The sequence below is a fragment of the Bacillus sp. TH50 genome (assembly GCF_016650565.1).
Taxonomy (GTDB): domain Bacteria; phylum Bacillota; class Bacilli; order Bacillales; family Bacillaceae_G; genus Bacillus_A; species Bacillus_A mycoides.
Genome location: NZ_JAEKFM010000003.1, coordinates 2813478 through 2833920 on the forward strand (window position 1 = coordinate 2813478; position 20443 = coordinate 2833920).

Genomic DNA, 20443 nt, shown 5'->3' on the forward strand with positions numbered 1-20443 from the left:
CTTCGCTCCCCATTAACGGAAGTATCACCACCTTATCCCGATTGGTGAGGGTTAATAATCGACGTGGGATACCCCATACTGATTAAAGTTTCACTTTATGCATTCTTCATTTCTTCAATTTCTTGCTTTGTCATTTGTTCTCGCCAAATGTTTGCACCAAGCCCTTTAAGCTTGTCTACTATATTTTCGTAACCTCGATCAATATGATCAAGTCCCGTTACTTCTGTAATGCCATCTGCCATTAAACCCGCAATAACAAGGGACGCACCAGCTCGTAGGTCACTCGCTTTCACCTTCGCACCTTGCAATAAAACCGGTCCAGTCACAATTGCTGAACGGCCTTCTACTTTAATTTGCGCGTTCATACGGCGCAATTCATCAATATGCTTGAAACGTGCGCTGTAAATTGTATCAGTTACAACTCCTGTTCCATGTGCTTTTGTTAAAAGCGTTGTAAACGGCTGTTGTAAATCCGTTGGAAACCCTGGATATACAAGCGTTTTTACATCAACTACTTTTAACCTTCTATTGCCGTTCACTGTAATTTGGTCATCGTTCGTTTCAATTTGAACACCAGCTTCTCTTAGCTTCGCAGTAACGGATTCTAAATGCTGAGGAATAACATTATCAACTGTTACTTCTCCTCCTGATGCTGCTCCTAAAATCATATACGTACCAGCTTCAATACGGTCTGGAATAATAGTGTGGTGACAACCGTGCAGTGAATCCACACCATCAATTCGGATTACGTCTGTACCAGCACCTTTAATACGTGCTCCCATACTCGTTAACAATGTAGCTACATCAATAATCTCTGGTTCTTTCGCTGCATTTTCAATAACAGTTCTACCTTTCGCTCGTACAGCCGCTAGCATAATATTAATTGTAGCTCCTACACTAACAACATCTAAATAAATACGTGCCCCACGTAGTTCGTCTGCTCTTAAATAAATGGCACCTTGTTCATTTGTAACATATGCCCCTAACGCTTCAAACCCTTTAATATGCTGATCAATCGGTCGTGGCCCTAAATGACATCCACCTGGAAGCCCAATAACAGCTTTTTTAAAACGGCCAAGCATTGCACCCATTAAATAATAAGAGGCGCGCAATTTTTTCACTTTTCCATTTGGTAAAGGCATCGCAACCATGTTAGAAGGATCGACTACCATCTCTTCTTCCTGCCCATAAGTTACTTTCCCTCCAATTTCCTCTAGTAAGTCTCCTAACATTTTCACGTCCGAAATATTAGGAACACCGCCAATAGTTACTGGAGTATCTGCTAAAATTGTCGCTGGAATTAGTGCAACAGCACTGTTCTTTGCACCACTCACACGAATCGTTCCATTTAAAGCTCTTCCGCCTTCAATTAGCAACTTTTCCATATTGAGCTCCCTTCTTATGAATGTATTTATCTTCTACTTCTTTATAAGAAGTAGAAGATTCCCCCTTAAGAATCTCAATCACTCTTTCCATCCCGAAACTCAATAAGTAGAAAACCATCACCTGTAGCTCCCCTGCTGTACAAATAGATGAAGATTAACTATTCATCGAATCAAATTACTCAATTCAGATACTTACCACATTTATTAATAGGACTATGCACATTATTTTCTATATTTGCAAACCAAAAATTCACTTTATAAAATCTTTAGACTTGTTCGCGCTTTCATTATACAACGAAAGGAAACCGTCTAAAAGACTAGACGGTTTCCAAAACGGAATTTTATTCTTACGCTTTACCGTTAGAACCGAACTCACGCATTTTACCAGCAACAGTTGCTTTGATAGCGTCGCGGCCAGGTCCAATATATTTACGAGGATCGTAAACTTCTTGGTCTTTGTTTAATGCTTCACGAACAGCTTTTGTAAACTCAATTTGGTTCTCAGTGTTTACGTTAATTTTTGAAGTACCTAAAGAAATAGCTTTTACGATATCAGCAGTTGGGATACCAGTACCACCGTGTAATACTAAAGGTACGCCAGTGAAGTCGCGAACTTGTTCCATTTCAGCGAATCCTAAGTTAGGCTCACCTTTGTAAGGACCGTGTACAGAACCTAAAGCTGGAGCTAGGCAATCGATACCTGTTGCTTCAACAAGGTGCTTACACTCTGCTGGATCAGCGTAAATTACGCCTTCAGCGATGATGTCGTCTTCTTGTCCGCCAACTGTTCCAAGCTCAGCTTCAACAGATACGTTACGAGCGTGTGCGTATTCTACCACTTTTTTAGTAGTTTCAACGTTTTCATCGAATGGGTGGTGAGAAGCGTCGATCATTACAGATGTGAAACCTGCATCAATTGCTTCTTTACATTTTTCGAAGCTTGAACCATGGTCAAGGTGAATCGCTACAGGAACAGAAATGTTCATTTCTTCGATTAAAGCTTTAACCATAGCTACAACTGTTTTGAAACCAGTCATATGACGAGCTGCACCCTCAGATACACCTAAGATTACAGGAGATTTTTCTTTTTCCGCAGCAGCTAAGATAGCTTGAGTCCACTCTAAGTTGTTCATGTTGAATTGACCAACTGCGTATTTTCCTTCTAGTGCTGTGTTTAGCATTTCTTTCATAGAAACTAAAGGCATGGTGAATCCTCCTAAAAAACGTTTTTTGTATCCGATAAATTCTTATCGCTGGTAGTATGACCAGAATAAGGTAAAATATGTATATTTACATACCGGACTTCTTTCTACACTCAATAGGATAACAACTTGTACTCAAAAACTCAACTGTATTCACCTGCTCAATAGTCCATGTAAACGCTTTTTTCTATATTTTTTATAAAAAATTCATTTTTTACGCCTCTACAGCAAGCTGATCTCTCACTGCTTGACGAATCTCATCAATATCAAACGGTTTAGCAAAGTGCATTAAAGCTCCTAAATCTTTCGCTTCTTGAATCATATCCAATTCTCCATAAGCAGTCATTAAAATCACTTTAATACTCTCATCAATTTCTTTTACATGTTTTAAAATCTCTATACCATCCATACCTGGGATTTTCATATCTAACACTACTAAATCCGGATTATCTTTTTTCACGATATCTAAAGCTTGAAATCCATTCGCTGCTTGGAACGTCTGATAACCTTCTTTTTGGAACACTTCATGCAATAAAACACGAATGCCGTATTGATCATCAACGATTAAAATTTTCCCTTCCATAACTCCCAACCTTTCTGTGTAAGTACAAGATTTAAAGCTTCTTATATCTTATCGGTTTATTTTCGCTACTCTTTGCCAAATCCCTTCCTATTCTTTCTTATTTTACCGTTTCCTATTTTGTTATGCCACCCTACTATTTCCCCTTTCCAAAAAAAATAAGCTATAATGAGAACCAGCTAACACGAAAGAAAGGAGCAACAACATGTTAAAAATTTTCTCGACTCAATTAAGTGGATATTTCTCCAAAATTTCTCAAAAAGAAGAAATGAATATAGAAGATAGCGCTCGTCTACTTGCCCAGGCGTTAGTTGGCAACGGCTTCATTTACTTGCATGGTACAAACGAAATGGAAGGTATTGTTTCAGAAGCATTATTTGGCGCCGAACCAATGAAACAAGCAAAACGTTTAATAGAAAACGGTGAACCGGCGGCAGTGACTTCTGCGGACCGCGTACTTCTTATTAGTCGTTTTTCGACAGATGAAGAAATTATAAAAACCGCGAAAAAACTTCATGAAGAAGGCCAATCTATCGTTGGAATCTCGGCTATTCAAGAAGGTGTTGAATCACTGGAACAATATACAGATGTACATATTGATACAAAGCTGTTAAAAGGTCTTATTCCAGATGATGAAGGTAACCGCTATGGGTTCCCAAGTTTAATTATAGCTTTATTTGCTTATCACGGATTGAAATTTACAATTGATGAAATGTTAAACGAATATTAAAAAAAGCGCCCTATTTCAGGCGCTTTTTTTTTATTACTTGCTCTCTTTATTCGTAATAGAAGCACTTACGAAGTCATGGAACAATGGTTGTGGACGGTTTGGACGAGATACAAGTTCTGGATGGAACTGTGCTGCCACGAACCAAGGGTGATCTTGTAATTCAATAATTTCCACTAGACGACCGTCTGGGCTTGTACCAGAGAATACAAATCCTGCTTTTTCCATATCTGGACGGAATTGATTGTTGAACTCATAACGATGACGATGACGCTCATATACAACCGGCTCATTGTAAGCATTGTAAGCATTTGTTTCTTCAGCAAGCTTACATGGGTATAGACCAAGGCGAAGTGTACCACCTAAATCTTCTACATCTTTTTGTTCTGGTAATAAATCGATAATTGCATAAGGTGTGTCAGGATTAATTTCAGAAGAGTTAGCTCCTTCTAATCCTAATACGTTACGTGCAAATTCGATTGATGCAAGTTGCATACCTAGGCAAATTCCTAAGAATGGAACTTTGTTTTCACGAGCATATTGAATTGCAACGATTTTACCTTCTACACCACGATCGCCGAAGCCACCTGGTACAAGGATACCATCTGTGTCGCCAACTAATTCTTTTACGTTCTCTGCTGTTACGTGCTCAGCATTTACCCATTTCACTTCTACATCTGTGTCGAATGAATAACCTGCATGACGAAGCGCTTCTACAACAGAAATGTATGCATCTTGAAGCTCTACGTATTTACCAACAAGAGCGATTTTTGTTTTCTTAGAAAGGTTACGTACTTTATTAACTAGCGCAGTCCAATCTGTCATATCTGCAGCTGGATTGTCTAACTTCAAGTGATCACAAACGATTTGGTCCATGTTTTGTTCTTGAAGAGATAATGGAACCGCATATAAAGTATCTGCATCGCGTGCTTCGATAACTGCTTTTGTATCGATGTCACAGAATAATGCAAGCTTGTCTTTCATGTCCTGAGAAACAGGTAGTTCTGTACGAACAACGATAATATTTGGTTGAATACCTAAGCTGCGAAGCTCTTTAACGCTATGTTGCGTTGGTTTTGTTTTCATTTCACCCGCTGCTTTTAAGTACGGGATTAACGTACAGTGAATGTACATTACATTGTCACGACCGATGTCGCTCTTAATTTGACGAATTGCTTCTAAGAATGGTAAAGACTCGATATCACCAACAGTTCCACCGATTTCTGTAATAACAACGTCGGCATTTGTTTCGCGACCAGAACGATATACACGTTCTTTAATTTCGTTAGTAATGTGAGGAATAACTTGAACTGTTCCTCCTAAATATTCACCACGACGCTCTTTTTGAAGAACTGAAGAGTAAATTTTACCTGTTGTTACGTTGCTGTATTTGTTTAAGTTGATGTCGATAAAACGCTCATAGTGACCTAGGTCTAAGTCCGTTTCTGCACCATCATCTGTTACGAATACCTCACCGTGTTGGTAGGGGCTCATAGTCCCTGGGTCTACGTTAATGTATGGATCAAACTTTTGAATAGTTACGTTTAAACCACGATTCTTTAAAAGTCTTCCAAGAGATGCTGCTGTAATACCTTTACCTAAAGACGATACTACACCGCCTGTTACAAAAATATACTTAGTCATGAAAAAGCTCCCTCCTATTTTGCTGTTATATAATCACCGTTGCAAAGCGCAACGTATGTAGATAACACTGTATCCATCTTATTGTTAGACTCTTTTTATTTTCTAAACAAAAAACAAAAAAGAAAATTGCTCCCCTCATCACATAAAGTAATAAGTAGGGAGCAATTTTCTTTTATATTTACACTTTAAAAGTATTATCGTCTTTTTTTAAAGAGCCCAAAAATGATTCTACATGGACGATAATGAAAAGTCAAGAACTACCGCTCTTCCTCTTCTTCTTCTTCAGTTTCATCATACTCAAGTTCTTCTTCTGCGAAGTCTTCATTATCTTCTTCTAAATCATCAAGATCATCATCTTCATCATCTGCGTCTTCGTCTTCAAGAACTTTGTCCAAATCTACTACATCTTCTTCTACTTCTTCTTCTACTTCTTCTACATCATCTTCTTCAATGTAGTCGTCAAAACCGTCTTCTTCAACTTTGCGTTTCTTCTTCGGTTTTGGCTGAGGCAGAATTTCTTCATCAATTTGCTCATATGGGTACCAGCTACGTAGCCCCCAACGATTTTCTCCTAAATTAATGAAACGTCCATCGATGTTTAAATCTGTATAAAATTGTGCGAGTTTCGTATTAACTTGCCCTTGAGATAGTCCCAGCACTTGAGCGATTTCTTGAACCAACTCGTTGAATGTCGTTGCTTGTCTTTTATTCCCTAAAACACTATGTACAACTTCAATCATTGAACATTCTTTTAGCTCTTCTGGTGAATATTGCTTAAAACCCACTTATGCGGCACTTCCTTTCTTCAAATATAAGCTTATATATAACGGTCTGCTTAAAAAAATCCATACTATTCATTATAAACAAAAGTCGCACAAATATGCTACAAAAAAAACGGGAAACTTTTATCGCGCTATTTACGGGCAATAAAATTATAATTTGTCCATTCTTTATTTCGGAGACATATGTGCTCCTTGCAGTACATACCTAATTTGCATTTCTGTATATTCTTCGAGAGTATACAGTTTTTGCAGGGCCCAACGTCTAAATCCCCACATTTGTCCTTGTATGAAAATATTATGTGCAAGAAGCTGTATTTCCTTTTTATTTAGTGTAAATGTCCCATTTTCCGTACACTGCTCTAAAATATCCTCAAACATCCCGACCATTTGAAACTCTTTTTCTAATACATATGGGAGTGATTCCTTCGGTAAAAAACGTACCTCTTGATACATAATTAATACTTCTTCTTGCAATTCATCCATCACTTTAAAATAATTCATTATCGCTATCTTTAAGCTTTCTATACTTCCCTTCTCTGTACACACTACTTCCTCTAACCGCTCTTTTACATGTTCATAAATACTATCACAAACTAAATATAATACATCATCTTTTGTGCGAATATACTCATAAAGTGTTCCGATACTAAATCCAGCCGCTTTCGCAATTTCTCTCGTTGTTGTACGCGGGAATCCTTTTTGCTTAAACAGCTGCACCGCACCTTTAATCATTTGTTCACGTCTTAACGCAACTAATTTTTCATCTTTCACTGACGCATGTACATTATGTTTAACCATCCCTTCACCTCTCTCTATTATTTTTGGAAGTAAAAAGCGTAGGAAAATACCTACGCTTTTGTTCCTACTTCGTTAACATACGAGAAATTACAAGCCTTTGAATCTCTTGTGTTCCCTCATATATTTGTGTAATCTTTGCATCGCGCATATAACGCTCTACTGGATAATCTTTCGTATAACCATAACCACCAAATACTTGTACCGCTTCAGTCGTTACCTTCATCGCTGTATCACCTGCAAATACTTTTGACATCGCTGACTCTTTCCCATACGGAAGCCCTTCAGATTCAAGCCAAGCCGCTTGATATGTTAAAAGACGCGCTGCCTCTACATCCGTTGCCATATCCGCAAGTTTAAAGCCAATTCCTTGTTGCGCCGCAATTGGCTTCCCAAACTGATGACGTTCTCTTGCATATTCTACAGAAGCATCTAAAGCGGATTGTGCAATACCGACTGCTTGTGCCGCAATACCATTACGGCCGCCATCTAATGTCTGCATCGCAACTTTAAATCCTTGGCCCTCTTCCCCTAGTAAATTCTCTACAGGAATACGGCAGTCTTCAAATATAATTTCAGTTGTTGGCGAAGAACGAATCCCCAGCTTACTTTCCTTCTTCCCAACCGAAAATCCTAGCGTATCACTCTCCACAATAAATGCACTCGTGCCGCGCTGCTTCGAATCAGGATCTGTTAATGCAAAAACAACATAAATATCAGCAATACCGCCATTTGTAATAAAAATTTTCGAACCATTTAAAATGTAATGGTCTCCATCTCGTTTTGCAGTCGTCCTCATTCCACCAGCATCTGATCCAGAGCTTGGTTCTGTTAAGCCATATGCACCAATTTTCTTCCCTTCAGCCATTGGGCGCAAAAACTTTTGTTTTTGCTCTTCCGTTCCAAATTTAAAAATTGGCCATCCAGCAAGTGAAGTATGTGCAGACAACGTTACACCTGTAGAAGCACAAACGCGGGATAATTCTTCAACGGCAATTACATACGCCAAGTAATCGCTTCCAATTCCGCCGTATTCTTCAGGCCACGGAATACCGGTTAAACCAAGCTCTGCCATTTGATCAAATAAAGCGCGATCAAATCGCTCTTCCTCATCACGCTCTGCTGCTGTCGGTGCTACTTCATTCCTCGCAAAATCCCGAACCATTTTTCTTATCATTTCATGTTCTTCTGATAATTTAAAATGCATTCCCGTCTCCCCCTCTGCCTTTTTATAAAGCTCGACTAATTACAAGCTTTTGTATTTCGCTCGTTCCTTCATATATTTGTGTGATCTTCGCATCACGGAAAAATCTTTCTACTGGATAATCTTTCGTATAACCATAACCACCAAATACTTGCACCGCTTCAATCGCAACTTCAACAGCCGTCTTAGAAGCAAATAATTTCGCAATAGAAGCTTCTTTACCGCATGGTAATCCTTGTGCTCTTAGCGATGCTGCTCTGTATACAAGTAATCGCGATGCTTCTACACTTGTTGCCATATCTGCAAGTTTGAATCCGAGTCCTTGCTGCGCCGCAATTGGCTTTCCGAATTGCTCACGCTCTTTCGCATAATCAATCGCACATGCAAGCGCCGCTTCCGCGATTCCTAATGCTTGTGCTCCGATTCCAATTCGCCCAACATCTAAATTCGCCATTGCCACCTTAAATCCTTGTCCTTCTTCACCAAGTAAATTCTCGGCCGGCACTTTCATATCTTCAAACGTAAGTTGCACTGTACGAGAACCAAGAAGACCCATCTTATGCTCATCTTTTCCAATGATTAAGCCTGGTGTATCTTTCTCTACTATAAATGCTGAAATCCCGCTTTTCCCCGCATCTGGATTTGTAGACGCGAAGACGATATATGTACTTGCTTCACCACCATTTGTAATAAAGACTTTCGATCCATTAATGATGTAGTGATCGTCTTTCTTTACAGCTCTCGATTTCAAACTACCTGCATCTGATCCTGCATTCGGTTCTGTTAGAGCAAATGCGCCTAAATATTCACCAGTCGCCAATTTAGAAACATATTTCTGCTTCTGTTCTTCTGTTCCGAAGTATAAAATCGGATTCATTCCAACTGACGTATGTACAGCTAAAATTACACCAACCGTTGCACTTACCTTTGAAATTTCCTCAATTGCTAGAATGTAAGAAATAAAATCCATTTCTGCCCCGCCATATTTTGCAGGCGCTGGAATACCCATTAGTCCAAGCTCACCCATCTTTTGCAAAATCTCTTTCGGGAACACCCCTTGTTCCATACTAGGAACAAAGGGAGCTATTTCCTTCTGTGCAAAATCTCGAACCATTTTCCTCATCATTTGTTGCTCTTCAGTAAAATGAAAATTCATGTACTTCGCCTCCGTTTGCTATATATCTTCTTAACAATTTGGTCAGACCACTACTTTAATAAAGGGAGGAATTTATTCGTAAACGTAGAAACCACGACCGGTTTTACGTCCTAACCATCCTGCATTCACATACTTACGTAATAATGGACATGGGCGATATTTACTATCTCCTAATCCTTCATGCAACACTTCCATAATGTATAAACACGTATCTAAACCGATAAAATCAGCTAACGTAAGTGGTCCCATCGGATGATTCATACCGAGTTTCATTACTTCATCAATCGCTTCTTTCGTCGCCACTCCTTCGTATAACGTATAAATCGCTTCGTTAATCATCGGTAATAAAATACGGTTCGATACAAACCCTGGGAAATCATTTACTTCAACTGGCACTTTCCCGATTTTTTTCGTAATATCCTCAATCGTTTCGTACACTGCATCATCTGTAGCTAAACCACGAATAATTTCAACGAGTTTCATAACTGGAACTGGATTCATAAAGTGCATGCCGATTACTTTCTCAGGACGTTTCGTTACCGCTGCAATTTCCGTAATTGGTAACGATGACGTATTCGTCGCTAAAATTGCGTGTTCTGGAGCGATTTCATCTAAATTCGCAAAAATTTTCTTTTTAATATCCATTTTTTCAACAGCTGCTTCAATAATAAGATCAGCTTCTTTGACACTATTTAAATCGAGCGTCCATGTAAGACGATTTAAAGTCGCATCTTTCTCTTCTTCCTTCATACGGCCTTTTTCTACTTGGCGGGCTAAATTTTTTGAAATAACAGCTAGCCCTCTATCTAATTGCTCTTGCTTTAAATCTTGCACTTTCACATCATAGCCTGCCATTGCACACACTTGTGCGATACCTGAACCCATTTGCCCTGCACCAATTACAACAATCTTTTGTACACTCATTTTTTCTTCCCCCTTAATTGTTAATAAACTATATATCTTCTAATCTTAATTAGTGAACTTCAATCATCACTGCATCACCTTGACCGCCACCGCTACAAATAGAAGCAATTCCAATTCCGCCGCCGCGCTGCTTCAGTGCATGGATAAGTGTAACGATAATACGTGCTCCGCTCGCTCCAATTGGATGCCCCATTGCTACAGCACCGCCATTTACATTCAATTTTTCCGGATCGATCCCTGCGATTTCTGTACTTGCAATTGCTACAGCCGCAAATGCCTCATTGATTTCAAATAGATCTATGTCTTCAATTGTCTTACCTGTCTTTTTCAGCAATTCATTAATTGCATAACCTGGCGTTCTTGGGAAATCCTTCGATTCTACCGCAATCGCCGTATGCGCCAAAATTGTCGCTAATGGTTTTCTTCCTTCTTGCTTCGCTCTGTCCTCGCTCATTAATACAAGTGCAGCACCGCCATCATTTAGTCCCGGAGCATTACCTGCTGTCACCGCTGACGTCTTATCAAATACAGGCTTTAACTTCGCTAATTTTTCAATCGTTGTATCCGCGCGCGGCGCCTCATCCTTAGCCACGACGATAGGATCGCCTTTTCTTTGCTGAATTGTTACTGGTACAATCTCCTCTTCAAAACGCCCTTCTTTATGTGCCGAAACCGCACGTTGATGGCTACGATATGCCCATTCATCTTGTGCTTCGCGAGAGATTCCATCTTCCTTCGCAACTTCTCCGCCATAAACACCCATGTGTATACCTGAAAATGCGCATGTTAAACCGTCTGCAACGTTTAAATCGATAACTTCGTTGTTACCCATTCTGTATCCCCATCTTGCCCCTCGTAAAATGTAAGGGCTGTTACTCATCGATTCCATTCCACCAGCTACAATCAGTGATTGATCACCAGTACGAATAATTTGATCTGCTAACGTAACTGCGCGAAGCCCTGATGCACAAACTTTATTTACTGTTTCTGTCTGCACTTCCCAAGGAATGCCGGCCGCTCTTGCTGCTTGGCGTGATGGAATTTGTCCTTGCCCTCCTTGGATAACCGTTCCAAATATAACTTCTTCAACATCACTAGCGGAAACATTCGCTCTTTCAAGCGCTGCCTTAATTGCGATTCCTCCAAGCTCTGTTGCTTTCACGTCTTTTAAAGTTCCTCCAAATTTTCCAACCGGTGTTCTTGCAGCACTTAAAATAACTGTTTTACTCATGTTTCTTTCCCCCATTTCTTTTTTTAGCACCGAGCGCTCGCTCGGTATCCTTGCGCCTAGAAGAGGTGCAATTATTGCACCTCTTTCTAAATTTGAATGCATTCCTACAAACTACATTGCTTCTTTCTTCTGTCCGATAACTGAGCGTTCTAAAATCTCTGTTACGTCCAAAGTTTGAACTGTTTCTTCAACTTCTTTCGCTTTCGTTCCGTCACTAATCATCGTTAAGCAATACGGGCATCCTGTACCGATAATTGACGGCTGTACAGCTAGCGCTTGTTCTGTACGAGCAACGTTAATACGAGAACCTGTCGTTTCTTCCATCCACATTAGGCCGCCACCCGCACCACAGCACATTCCCGTTTCACGGTTACGCGCCATTTCTACAAGGTTTACACCTGGAATTGCTTTTAGAATATCGCGCGGCGCTTCGTATACTTCGTTGTATCTTCCTAAGTAACAGGAATCATGGTACGTAACTGTCTCTTCAATAGAATGGACAGGTTTTAAACGACCTTCCTTCACCCACTGGGCTAGTAATTCTGTATGATGATAGACTTCTGCTTGTAAGCCAAAGTCCGGGTACTCATTTTTAAAAGTGTTATAAGCATGAGGGTCAATCGTAACGATTTTCTTCACTCCTGCTTTTTCAAATTCTTCAATATTTTTAGTCGCCATTTCCTGGAATACAAATTCATTTCCAAGGCGGCGCGGTGTATCACCAGAGTTCTTTTCCTTATTACCAAGAATTGCGAATGAAATGCCTGCTTCATTCATTAGCTTCGCAAACGATATCGCAATCTTCTGACTGCGATTGTCATACGAACCCATTGATCCGACCCAGAATAAGTATTCAAACTCTTCGCCAGCTTTTGATTTCTCCTTTACAGTTGGAACTGTTACTTCATCGTCACCTTGGCGCCATGTTTCACGCTCTTTACGGTTCAGTCCCCACGGATTACCTTGACGCTCAATGTTTGTCATTGCACGCTGCGCTTCCGCGTCCATTTTTCCTTCTGTTAAAACGAGATAGCGGCGTAAATCAATAATTTTGTCAACATGCTCATTCATAACTGGGCACTGGTCCTCACAGTTACGGCACGTTGTACATGCCCAAATCTCTTCTTCTGTAATAACGTCTCCGATTAAACTTGGGTCGTACGCTAGCGCTGTAGCCGCTGATTCTTGTTGTCCTTTTCCAGCTGCCATCATCGCTAACTGATTTCCTTGTGTATTATTAAAAGCAACAACTGGAACCCACGGTGCTTTTGATGTTACCGCTGCTCCTTTATCAGTTAAATGATCACGAAGTTTTAAAATTAAATCCATCGGTGATAACATTTTCCCTGTTCCTGTTGCCGGACACATATTTGTACAACGACCACATTCGACGCAGGAATATAAGTCGATAAGTTGATTTTGTCTAAAGTCTTCAATTTTACCAACACCGAATGTTTCTTGTGTTTCATCTTCAAAATCAATTTTTTCAAGTTTTCCCGGATTTGAAAGACGACCAAAAAACACGTTAACTGGTCCAGCAATTAAATGCGCATGTTTTGATTGTGGAACATAAACTAAAAACGTTAACAAAATTAGTAAATGCACCCACCAAGAGAAATAGAACACTGAAATGGCTACGGTTTCATTTAATCCCGAGAAAACGTAAGCGATTGCAGAAGCGATAGGTTCACTCCATGAAAGCTCCTCGCCGTGCCATATAATTCCCATCCCATTACCAAGTAGCACAGAAATCATTAAGCCACCAATAAAGATAAGAACAAGGCCTGATTTAAAATTACGTTTCAAACGAACAAGCTTTTCAATATAGCGTCTATGAAAAGCCCAAAAGACTGCAATTAAAATAACGAGTGTGACAATTTCCTGGAAGAATGTAAATGCAGGGTATAGTGGTCCAAGTGGAAGATGCGATCCTGGTGCAAGTCCTTTCCAAACGAAGTCAATTGCTCCAAATTGGACAAGAATAAATCCGTAAAAGAACATAACGTGAATGATGCCGCTCTTTTTATCTTTCAGCAGCTTTTTCTGACCGAAAACATTGACCTTAAGAAGATCCCAACGCTCTTTAAAACGACGGTCAAATTCGATCTTTTTTCCTAATTGTATGTAGGCCATCCTTGTTCGTATAAGATATACAAACAAATACCCCGCATAAGCAATAACAGCAATGGCAGCCAGCCAATTAATGATTAGTAAGCTATTCATTTTATGCTACCCCTCTCTTTGTAAGCTCTCTTTCTTTTTTAGAATCTTCGAAAATATATAATTTTCTGAATTATATCCCCTATTCCCATTATATAATGAGTGAGCATTCAGTCAACAGTTTTTTGTTATACAACAACACATTTTTTAATAAAGCTGTTTATTTCGGTGAAACTATAAAGTGAAACTTTAATCGGCGGAGAGCTATTCATCCCCACTGAGTAAAAGCCCTCACCAATCGGGCTTTTACGGGCGGCCTGAATCCCAACCAACTTCTTTGCTTTAGGTGGGCGTCTTACTGTCCGCAAATAGCGGGATACAGTGAAATTTTGATTTGTAAAAAATTGATGGTGAAAAGACCGTGAAGGAGGGAATTTACTTATGTTTTTCTTATCTCTCTTGTTATTAGGCAGCGCTCTCTGGATTACAATCGACCTTTCATATGGGAGAATTGTTCATTTAAAGCGTGTACGTTCTCGTTCTTTCCCTTTACGTCAAAGTGATTTTCGCCTTTATACATACGGAAATGATCTATACGATGCTCTCTTTACTGATATAAAACAAGCTAAACACCATGTGCACGTTTTATTTTTCATTGTAAAAAACGATGATATAAGCCGTACGTTTTTAAAGTTACTTATCGATAAAGCACAAGAAGGAATTGAAGTAAGACTTTTACTCGACCGGTTTGGAAGTCATTATTTATCAAAAGAAGCAATTTACTCCCTACAAAAACATGGTGTCTCTTTTTCATTTTGTCATAAAGTGAAATTTCCTTTTCCTTTCTTTTCTGCAAATCAAAGAAACCATAGAAAAATTACAGTTATTGACGGAAAAATTGGTTATATTGGTGGATTTAACATTGGCGAAGAATATTTAGGGCATAATCAAAGGTTAGGGTTATGGCGAGATTATCATTTACGTCTTACAGGAGAAGGGATACAAGATTTACAAAAACAATTTTTACATGATTGGCTCGACGATACAGACCAAAATTTATTAGATTCATCTCTTTATTTTCCTATGCAACAACCAGGGACCATTCTACATCGTTTCATCCCTACTGATGGTGCCTATTTACAAAATACATTTTTACATTTAATCGAAAGCGCGAAAAAAGAACTCTTTATCGGTACACCATATTTTATTCCTGGAAAAAAAATTATGAATGCATTATTAAAAGCGCGAAAACGTGGGGTTCAAATAACTATTCTCGTTCCACAAAAGGCTGATCACGCCCTCGTTCGAGAAGCAAAATTCCCATATTGCCGAAAGTTAATACAAGCTGGTTGTAATATTTACGCTTTTCAGCAAGGATTTTTCCACGCAAAAATTATTATAGTAGACGATCATACTTGTGATATCGGAACTGCTAATTTCGATATGAGAAGTATATATATTAACCATGAAATCAATTGCCTTTTATACGATAAACATTTCATACAAGAAGTAAAATGTAAATTCGAGGAAGATTTGGAACGCTCCTTATTACTTTCCTTCGAAGATGTCAATCCTCTCTCCATTATCGATAGAGGAAAGGAATGGATAGGAACGATACTCGCGTTCTTTTTATAGAGAAATTTCAAGGGCCAAGGAGGTGCATCACATATGATAATTAGATTTGGATATGTCTCACATGCTACGGCATTATGGGACTGTTCGCCTGCCAAAACAATGACATTTACAAGCTGGAAAAAGCTAAAAAAACAAGAGCGTGAAGATAAATTATATAATGTTACACTGCAAAATCTAGAACATACAATACGCATCCTTCATTACAATATTGCACACGAAATTCCATTATATCGTTTATCATCTTCTATCGTCCCGCTTGCAACACATCCTGAAGTTGAATTTGATTACATTCAAATATTTGCTCCACTATGGCGTAAAATAGGAGCATTAATTCAAGAACACAATTTACGCGTAAGTTTTCATCCCAACCAATTCACACTATTTACAAGCGACAAACCACATATTACAACTAATGCTATTACAGATATGAGCTATCATTATAATGTGTTAAATGCTATGGGAATTGCGGATTCTTCCTACATTAATATCCATGTAGGTGGTGCGTATGGAAATAAGGAGAAGGCAATCGAACGTTTTCATGAAAATATACAAAAACTCCCTTACCATATAAAAAGACAAATGACTCTTGAAAATGACGATAAAACGTATACAACTTCTGAAACTTTGGCTATTTGTCAAAAAGAAAAAATCCCTTTCGTGTTCGATTATCATCATCACATAGCGAACCTTTGTAATGAACCGCTAGAAGAATTGCTTCCTATGATATTTAAAACTTGGTCACATACAAATGTCCTTCCTAAAGTTCATATTTCTTCTCCTAGATCAGAAAAAGAATTTAGGGCCCACGCAGATTATATTGATTTAGAATTTATTAAACCCTTTTTACACATTACAAAAAAATTAATCATGATTTCGATATTATGATTGAAAGTAAACAAAAGGATTTAGCACTTCTTCAGTTAATAGATGAAATCTCTTCTATAAGGGGAGTGAAAAGAATAAAAGGCGCAACACTACAATGGTAAATTGTAACGTTGCGCTATTTTTTTCAAAAAGTATTTCTTATAGTAAAAAAGCTCCTGTTTTATATGCTATTATTTAAATTAGCATTTTCCCCCTGTGATTCAACTTTATTGAAATGGAGCCATTATATGATCAATCAAAAAAAATATGTACAATTTGTCATGATGTATATAATTATATTTTCTCTTTGGATATTCCTTATCCCTAAGGATTTAAATATAAAAGAAATTGGAATTCTCTTCTTATTTTGTTTTGCTACACTCTTTTCTTGCTATTGCTTATATAAAGCAATTAAGAAGATGAAGCACGGTGACAAACTATTTTGGGTTCTAGTACTATGTACTTGTATATGCGGATTAGCTATGGAGATAACTTTGTTTCTTCATTCACTTTCTATATATGATCAAGTCATATTCTCATATAAGGCATTGCCTTTTTTCATCATACAATATATTTTGCTCTTTTCTGGCTTTGCTATAAAGTTTATAAAACATTACTCTATTAGAGGCCTTGCTCAATTTTCATTTGACAGCATCTTTATTGTTATTATGAATATTTATTTTACCTTAACCTTTATTTTAGATATTTCAAGCTTTCGTATGTTAACGAAGGAAACGTGGATTTTGATTGGGTATTTTATCGCACAATCATTAGTAATTTACGCCGTTATTAGCCTATATAGAAGAGAACGGTATTCTTCTAGTAGAATCTCATTAATTATTGGCTTTACTATTATACTTGTATACGGATATATACATCTATTCCAATTAAACACGGGAATGGGAACTTCTTCTGAAGTCTCGTATTTAATACATACTGCTTCGATTTTACTAATCGGTTTATCGTCCATACTGTACATTTTGGATAAACCAATGCAACATGAAACGAAAACGAAATATTATCGATTCGATTATGTACGCTTTATATTACCTTATTTTAGTATAATCATTACTTTTTCCTTTGTTGTTATTCAACCTTGGGATGATAAGTTCATGCTAATCGGTCTAGTATTATCACTAGTATTATTATTCCTACGACAACTTTACATGTGGAAAGATAATCAAGTATTAATCGATACGTATGAACAGTTGACTACACAACTAGAAGATGAAGTTGAAGAAGGCGTATCTGCCCTATCAAAAAGTGAACAACGTTATAAATCTTTATTCGAAGATCATCCTGATGCTGTTTTTTCTTTAAATATGAACGGGATTTTTCAACAATCTAATAAGGCTTGTGAAAGTTTATTTACAGCCTATTATTGTGAAGTAACAAGCTATTCTCTTCAACACTTCATTGATCCACAAGATCATGAATTATTGAAGAAATCTTTACAAATTACAAAAGAAGGTAGACCACAAACTCTAGAAATTCGTACAAAAGAAAAAGAAGGCTATTATTATCACCTTCACATTACATTCATCCCTATTTTTATAAATAAAGAAGTTGTTGGGATGTTTGGTATCGCACGTGATATTACAACTTTATATGAAAAACAAAAGCAAGTAGAGCATATGGCTTTCCATGATGCACTTACAGGACTACCGAATCGACGGAAATTCGAAAAAGATTTAAAAACGATTTTAAATCTAGCTCAAAACAACACTAATGACGTTGCGGTTATGTTCCTCGACCTAGATCGATTTAAAAAAATTAACGATCGACTCGGCCATGATGTCGGGGATTTATTATTAATTGAAGTAGCAAAAAGATTACGTGGATGTTTGCGTTCAAAAGATATCGTTGCCCGCCAAGGCGGAGATGAATTTACGATTCTATTACCAGATATGTACTCTGAAAAAAGTGCTTCTTTTATGGCTGAACAAATTTTAACTATTTTAAATAAGCCTTACTTTATTAAAGATGAAGAACTTTCTGTTACACCGAGTATCGGAATTGCGATGTACCCTGACTACGGAACCGATGTAACCGAATTAATGAAAAATGCAGATATGGCTATGTATCGAGCAAAGGCTAATGGAAAAAATAGATTTATTTTCTTCTCAAAAGAAATGAGTATTGCGCAAAATGAAATACACTTCCTAGAAGGTGAACTTTCAAAAGCTCTACAACAAAATGAATTTTTCCTTGAATATCAACCACAAGTAAATACAAAAACAAAACAAATTATCGGTTTTGAGGCATTAATTCGCTGGAAACATTCAAAACTCGGAATTGTATCGCCTGCCCAATTCATTCCTCTAGCAGAGGAAACAGGATTTATTATTGAACTTGGTAATTGGATTTTACGTACCGCCTGCTTAGAAGCAAAAAAGTGGCATAACCAAGGATTTTCTCACTTAAAGGTTGGTGTAAATTTATCTGTTGTTCAATTCAATCACGCAGATTTAATATCAACTATTTCAAAAGTCTTGGAAGAAACCGAACTAAAGCCGGAAGCGCTAGATATTGAGATTACAGAAAGTATCGCGATTAATCAAAATCATTCTGTAATTGCTAAACTAGAAGAACTTCAAAATCTCGGTATCCAAATTTCAATTGATGACTTTGGAACTGGTTATAGTTCTTTAGCTTATTTAACGAAATATCCAATCAATACATTAAAAATTGCTCGAGAATTTATTTGTGGAATTACAAATAGCCCTTTAGAAGAAGCGATTATCGCTTCCATTATTACGCTATCAAAAGAATTAAATTTAGAGGTTATTGCGGAAGGTGTAGAAACAGAAGAACAATGGAAGTTTTTACACGAACAAAACTGTGACCACATTCAAGGATTCCTCTTTAGCAAACCAGTTTCTAGTAAAGATGTTTGGATGTTACTCCACAAAAAAACAACCGTCTAAGTAAGACGGTTGCTTTTTAATACTCAAAAGGCATATCTGAAGCTAATTGTACCTCTTGATCATTATGAGAAATTACTTGGCTTTTCTCTAAAGCTGTATCTGCTAATGAAATACCCCATGCCATCGCTAACGTTAATAGACTACCAATAAGTAGTTTTTTCATATTCCATCACCCACATTTTTCTTTTAATATATCATGAAAATTTATCCATATCGTATGCAATTATGCATATTTATTTTTTAGGTCGTTTTTATTTCTTCATTTTTTTTATAAGCGTTTCTTTATACGCATGCATTTCTAATATATCGAAAAAGAAGCAAGCTTTTTCATAAGCATCTTCAATCTCTGCCCCATCATACTCTAGCTTTTCTAAGCATTCACCTTTTTGATAGTATAACTGTCCAATCAATGCCATACTATTAATTCGACATGATATTTCAATGGCTTTATTTATTTGATAAAGCGCTTCTTCATATTGATTATCTAAGTATAATGTTTTTGCATGATTATGTCTTACCTTCACATCAAACTCTTTATTTTCAGGCAATGCCTCTAATTGCTTTAATATACCTTCAAATAACTCCATACCCTTCTTAAAATAACCATTTTCAGCATAAATATTTGCAATTGCATTTTCTATATAAAGTTTTTGATACACGTCTATTCCAGTTAACTGTTGATTTAGTAGCTTTTTTAGCTCCAGAATACAATATTCATAATCAATCTTCTTTAGCACATACGCAGATACATGATATTGCCATTGAAGAAACTGCTGAAACTCAGGATGATATTCTTCCTTTTTCAGTTCATTCCATACTTTATTATATATTTCTTTATATTTCTTTTGCTTACAAAGCATAATGATTTGATCTTTTAACTGCTTTTTCCTCTCGATATCAGAATAAATGAGTACCTCATAAAAATGAATAATGGGAACTTGTAACTTTGCTGCAATACCTTGCAATATATCCATACTTGGGTATACCGCGCCCGACTCAATTCTGCTTACCTCCGATTGATGACATACATTATCGGAGAGTTGTTTCTGTGTTAATCCTCTCATTCCCCTAATTTTCTTTATTTCGCTTCCTAGTTTTTCTGCGTGCATACTTGCTCACCGTCCCATTATAACAATCTAATTTTTTAAGTTGTCATACCACTACAATAATGTGCATTCGACAATTTTTGATATGAAATAATGCATAATATATATAAAATTCGGCAAA

Annotated in this window: 16 protein-coding genes and 1 pseudogene; 4 read left to right on the plus strand and 13 right to left on the minus strand. The window is 37.5% G+C overall.

Features of this window, described 5'->3' with window-relative positions:
- Positions 1-95 precede the first annotated feature (95 nt).
- The 3 genes from murA to spo0F all read right to left on the minus strand — a co-directional run bounded on the left by murA (position 96) and on the right by spo0F (position 3170).
- On the minus strand, positions 96-1385 hold the full coding sequence (gene murA / locus JFU23_RS14730) for a UDP-N-acetylglucosamine 1-carboxyvinyltransferase (protein WP_002034893.1): 1290 nt from the start codon (positions 1383-1385) through the stop codon (positions 96-98).
- 347 nt (positions 1386-1732) lie between these two features.
- Positions 1733-2590, minus strand: a complete 858-nt coding sequence (locus JFU23_RS14735) for a class II fructose-bisphosphate aldolase (protein WP_201032177.1) — start codon at positions 2588-2590, stop codon at positions 1733-1735.
- Between the two features lie 211 nt (positions 2591-2801).
- Entirely contained in the window at positions 2802-3170 is a 369-nt protein-coding gene (spo0F, locus tag JFU23_RS14740; RefSeq protein ID WP_000398592.1) for a sporulation initiation phosphotransferase Spo0F, read from the minus strand.
- Positions 3171-3372: 202 nt separating this feature from the next.
- On the opposite strand from spo0F, the gene JFU23_RS14745 reads away from it, so the two are divergent.
- Complete coding sequence (locus JFU23_RS14745) at positions 3373-3897, plus strand: DUF2529 domain-containing protein (RefSeq protein ID WP_201032178.1); 525 nt, start codon at positions 3373-3375, stop codon at positions 3895-3897.
- 33 nt (positions 3898-3930) lie between these two features.
- On the opposite strand, the gene pyrG is transcribed toward JFU23_RS14745, so the two are convergent.
- From pyrG to JFU23_RS14785, 8 genes are all read right to left on the minus strand, one after another.
- A complete protein-coding gene (gene pyrG, locus JFU23_RS14750) occupies positions 3931-5538 on the minus strand; it encodes a CTP synthase (RefSeq protein WP_002016314.1) in 1608 nt (535 codons plus the stop codon).
- A gap of 257 nt (positions 5539-5795) precedes the next feature.
- Positions 5796-6323 carry a DNA-directed RNA polymerase subunit delta gene (gene rpoE / locus JFU23_RS14755; RefSeq protein ID WP_002143883.1) on the minus strand — a complete coding sequence of 176 codons (528 nt, stop codon included), beginning with the start codon at positions 6321-6323 and terminating at the stop codon, positions 5796-5798.
- Between the two features lie 165 nt (positions 6324-6488).
- Entirely contained in the window at positions 6489-7118 is a 630-nt protein-coding gene (locus JFU23_RS14760; protein ID WP_002034889.1) for a TetR/AcrR family transcriptional regulator, read from the minus strand.
- 64 nt (positions 7119-7182) lie between these two features.
- On the minus strand, positions 7183-8322 hold the full coding sequence (acdA, locus tag JFU23_RS14765) for an acyl-CoA dehydrogenase AcdA (RefSeq protein ID WP_002016320.1): 1140 nt from the start codon (positions 8320-8322) through the stop codon (positions 7183-7185).
- 22 nt (positions 8323-8344) lie between these two features.
- Positions 8345-9475: an acyl-CoA dehydrogenase gene (locus JFU23_RS14770; RefSeq protein WP_002034888.1), complete on the minus strand. Its 1131-nt coding sequence runs from the start codon at positions 9473-9475 to the stop codon at positions 8345-8347.
- A gap of 72 nt (positions 9476-9547) precedes the next feature.
- Positions 9548-10399: a 3-hydroxybutyryl-CoA dehydrogenase gene (locus JFU23_RS14775; protein ID WP_002016322.1), complete on the minus strand. Its 852-nt coding sequence runs from the start codon at positions 10397-10399 to the stop codon at positions 9548-9550.
- Positions 10400-10448: 49 nt separating this feature from the next.
- The gene (locus JFU23_RS14780; protein WP_078204707.1) at positions 10449-11732 is read right to left on the minus strand and encodes an acetyl-CoA C-acetyltransferase; all 1284 of its coding nucleotides are present in this window, start codon (positions 11730-11732) and stop codon (positions 10449-10451) included.
- 9 nt (positions 11733-11741) lie between these two features.
- On the minus strand, positions 11742-13853 hold the full coding sequence (locus JFU23_RS14785) for a (Fe-S)-binding protein (protein ID WP_002130078.1): 2112 nt from the start codon (positions 13851-13853) through the stop codon (positions 11742-11744).
- A 378-nt stretch (positions 13854-14231) separates the two neighbouring features.
- On the opposite strand from JFU23_RS14785, the gene cls reads away from it, so the two are divergent.
- The 3 genes and pseudogenes from cls (at position 14232) to JFU23_RS14800 (ending at position 19216) form a co-directional block, all read left to right on the plus strand.
- Complete coding sequence (gene cls, locus JFU23_RS14790) at positions 14232-15425, plus strand: cardiolipin synthase (RefSeq protein WP_201032179.1); 1194 nt, start codon at positions 14232-14234, stop codon at positions 15423-15425.
- Between the two features lie 33 nt (positions 15426-15458).
- A pseudogene (uvsE, locus tag JFU23_RS14795) lies at positions 15459-16411 on the plus strand (UV DNA damage repair endonuclease UvsE).
- Between the two features lie 126 nt (positions 16412-16537).
- Positions 16538-19216 (plus strand): DUF4084 domain-containing protein, encoded by a 2679-nt coding sequence (locus tag JFU23_RS14800; protein ID WP_201032180.1) that lies wholly within the window; start codon positions 16538-16540, stop codon positions 19214-19216.
- 16 nt (positions 19217-19232) lie between these two features.
- Here the strand turns inward: JFU23_RS14800 and JFU23_RS14805 are convergent, their stop codons facing one another.
- Both JFU23_RS14805 and JFU23_RS14810 read right to left on the minus strand, forming a co-directional pair.
- Positions 19233-19379: a quorum-sensing peptide PapR gene (locus JFU23_RS14805; protein ID WP_002068556.1), complete on the minus strand. Its 147-nt coding sequence runs from the start codon at positions 19377-19379 to the stop codon at positions 19233-19235.
- A gap of 88 nt (positions 19380-19467) precedes the next feature.
- Complete coding sequence (locus JFU23_RS14810) at positions 19468-20325, minus strand: helix-turn-helix domain-containing protein (RefSeq protein ID WP_044438295.1); 858 nt, start codon at positions 20323-20325, stop codon at positions 19468-19470.
- Positions 20326-20443 lie beyond the last annotated feature (118 nt).

Coding starts and splice junctions, on each gene's coding strand:
- murA (WP_002034893.1), bottom strand. CDS start 1,385: ATGGAAAAGTTGCTAATTGAAGGCGGAAGAGCTTTAAATGGAACGATT.
- JFU23_RS14735 (WP_201032177.1), bottom strand. CDS start 2,590: ATGCCTTTAGTTTCTATGAAAGAAATGCTAAACACAGCACTAGAAGGA.
- spo0F (WP_000398592.1), bottom strand. CDS start 3,170: ATGGAAGGGAAAATTTTAATCGTTGATGATCAATACGGCATTCGTGTT.
- JFU23_RS14745 (WP_201032178.1), top strand. CDS start 3,373: ATGTTAAAAATTTTCTCGACTCAATTAAGTGGATATTTCTCCAAAATT.
- pyrG (WP_002016314.1), bottom strand. CDS start 5,538: ATGACTAAGTATATTTTTGTAACAGGCGGTGTAGTATCGTCTTTAGGT.
- JFU23_RS14760 (WP_002034889.1), bottom strand. CDS start 7,118: ATGGTTAAACATAATGTACATGCGTCAGTGAAAGATGAAAAATTAGTT.
- acdA (WP_002016320.1), bottom strand. CDS start 8,322: ATGCATTTTAAATTATCAGAAGAACATGAAATGATAAGAAAAATGGTT.
- JFU23_RS14770 (WP_002034888.1), bottom strand. CDS start 9,475: ATGAATTTTCATTTTACTGAAGAGCAACAAATGATGAGGAAAATGGTT.
- JFU23_RS14775 (WP_002016322.1), bottom strand. CDS start 10,399: ATGAGTGTACAAAAGATTGTTGTAATTGGTGCAGGGCAAATGGGTTCA.
- JFU23_RS14780 (WP_078204707.1), bottom strand. CDS start 11,732: ATGCATTCAAATTTAGAAAGAGGTGCAATAATTGCACCTCTTCTAGGC.
- JFU23_RS14785 (WP_002130078.1), bottom strand. CDS start 13,853: ATGAATAGCTTACTAATCATTAATTGGCTGGCTGCCATTGCTGTTATT.
- cls (WP_201032179.1), top strand. CDS start 14,232: ATGTTTTTCTTATCTCTCTTGTTATTAGGCAGCGCTCTCTGGATTACA.
- JFU23_RS14800 (WP_201032180.1), top strand. CDS start 16,538: ATGATCAATCAAAAAAAATATGTACAATTTGTCATGATGTATATAATT.
- JFU23_RS14805 (WP_002068556.1), bottom strand. CDS start 19,379: ATGAAAAAACTACTTATTGGTAGTCTATTAACGTTAGCGATGGCATGG.
- JFU23_RS14810 (WP_044438295.1), bottom strand. CDS start 20,325: ATGCACGCAGAAAAACTAGGAAGCGAAATAAAGAAAATTAGGGGAATG.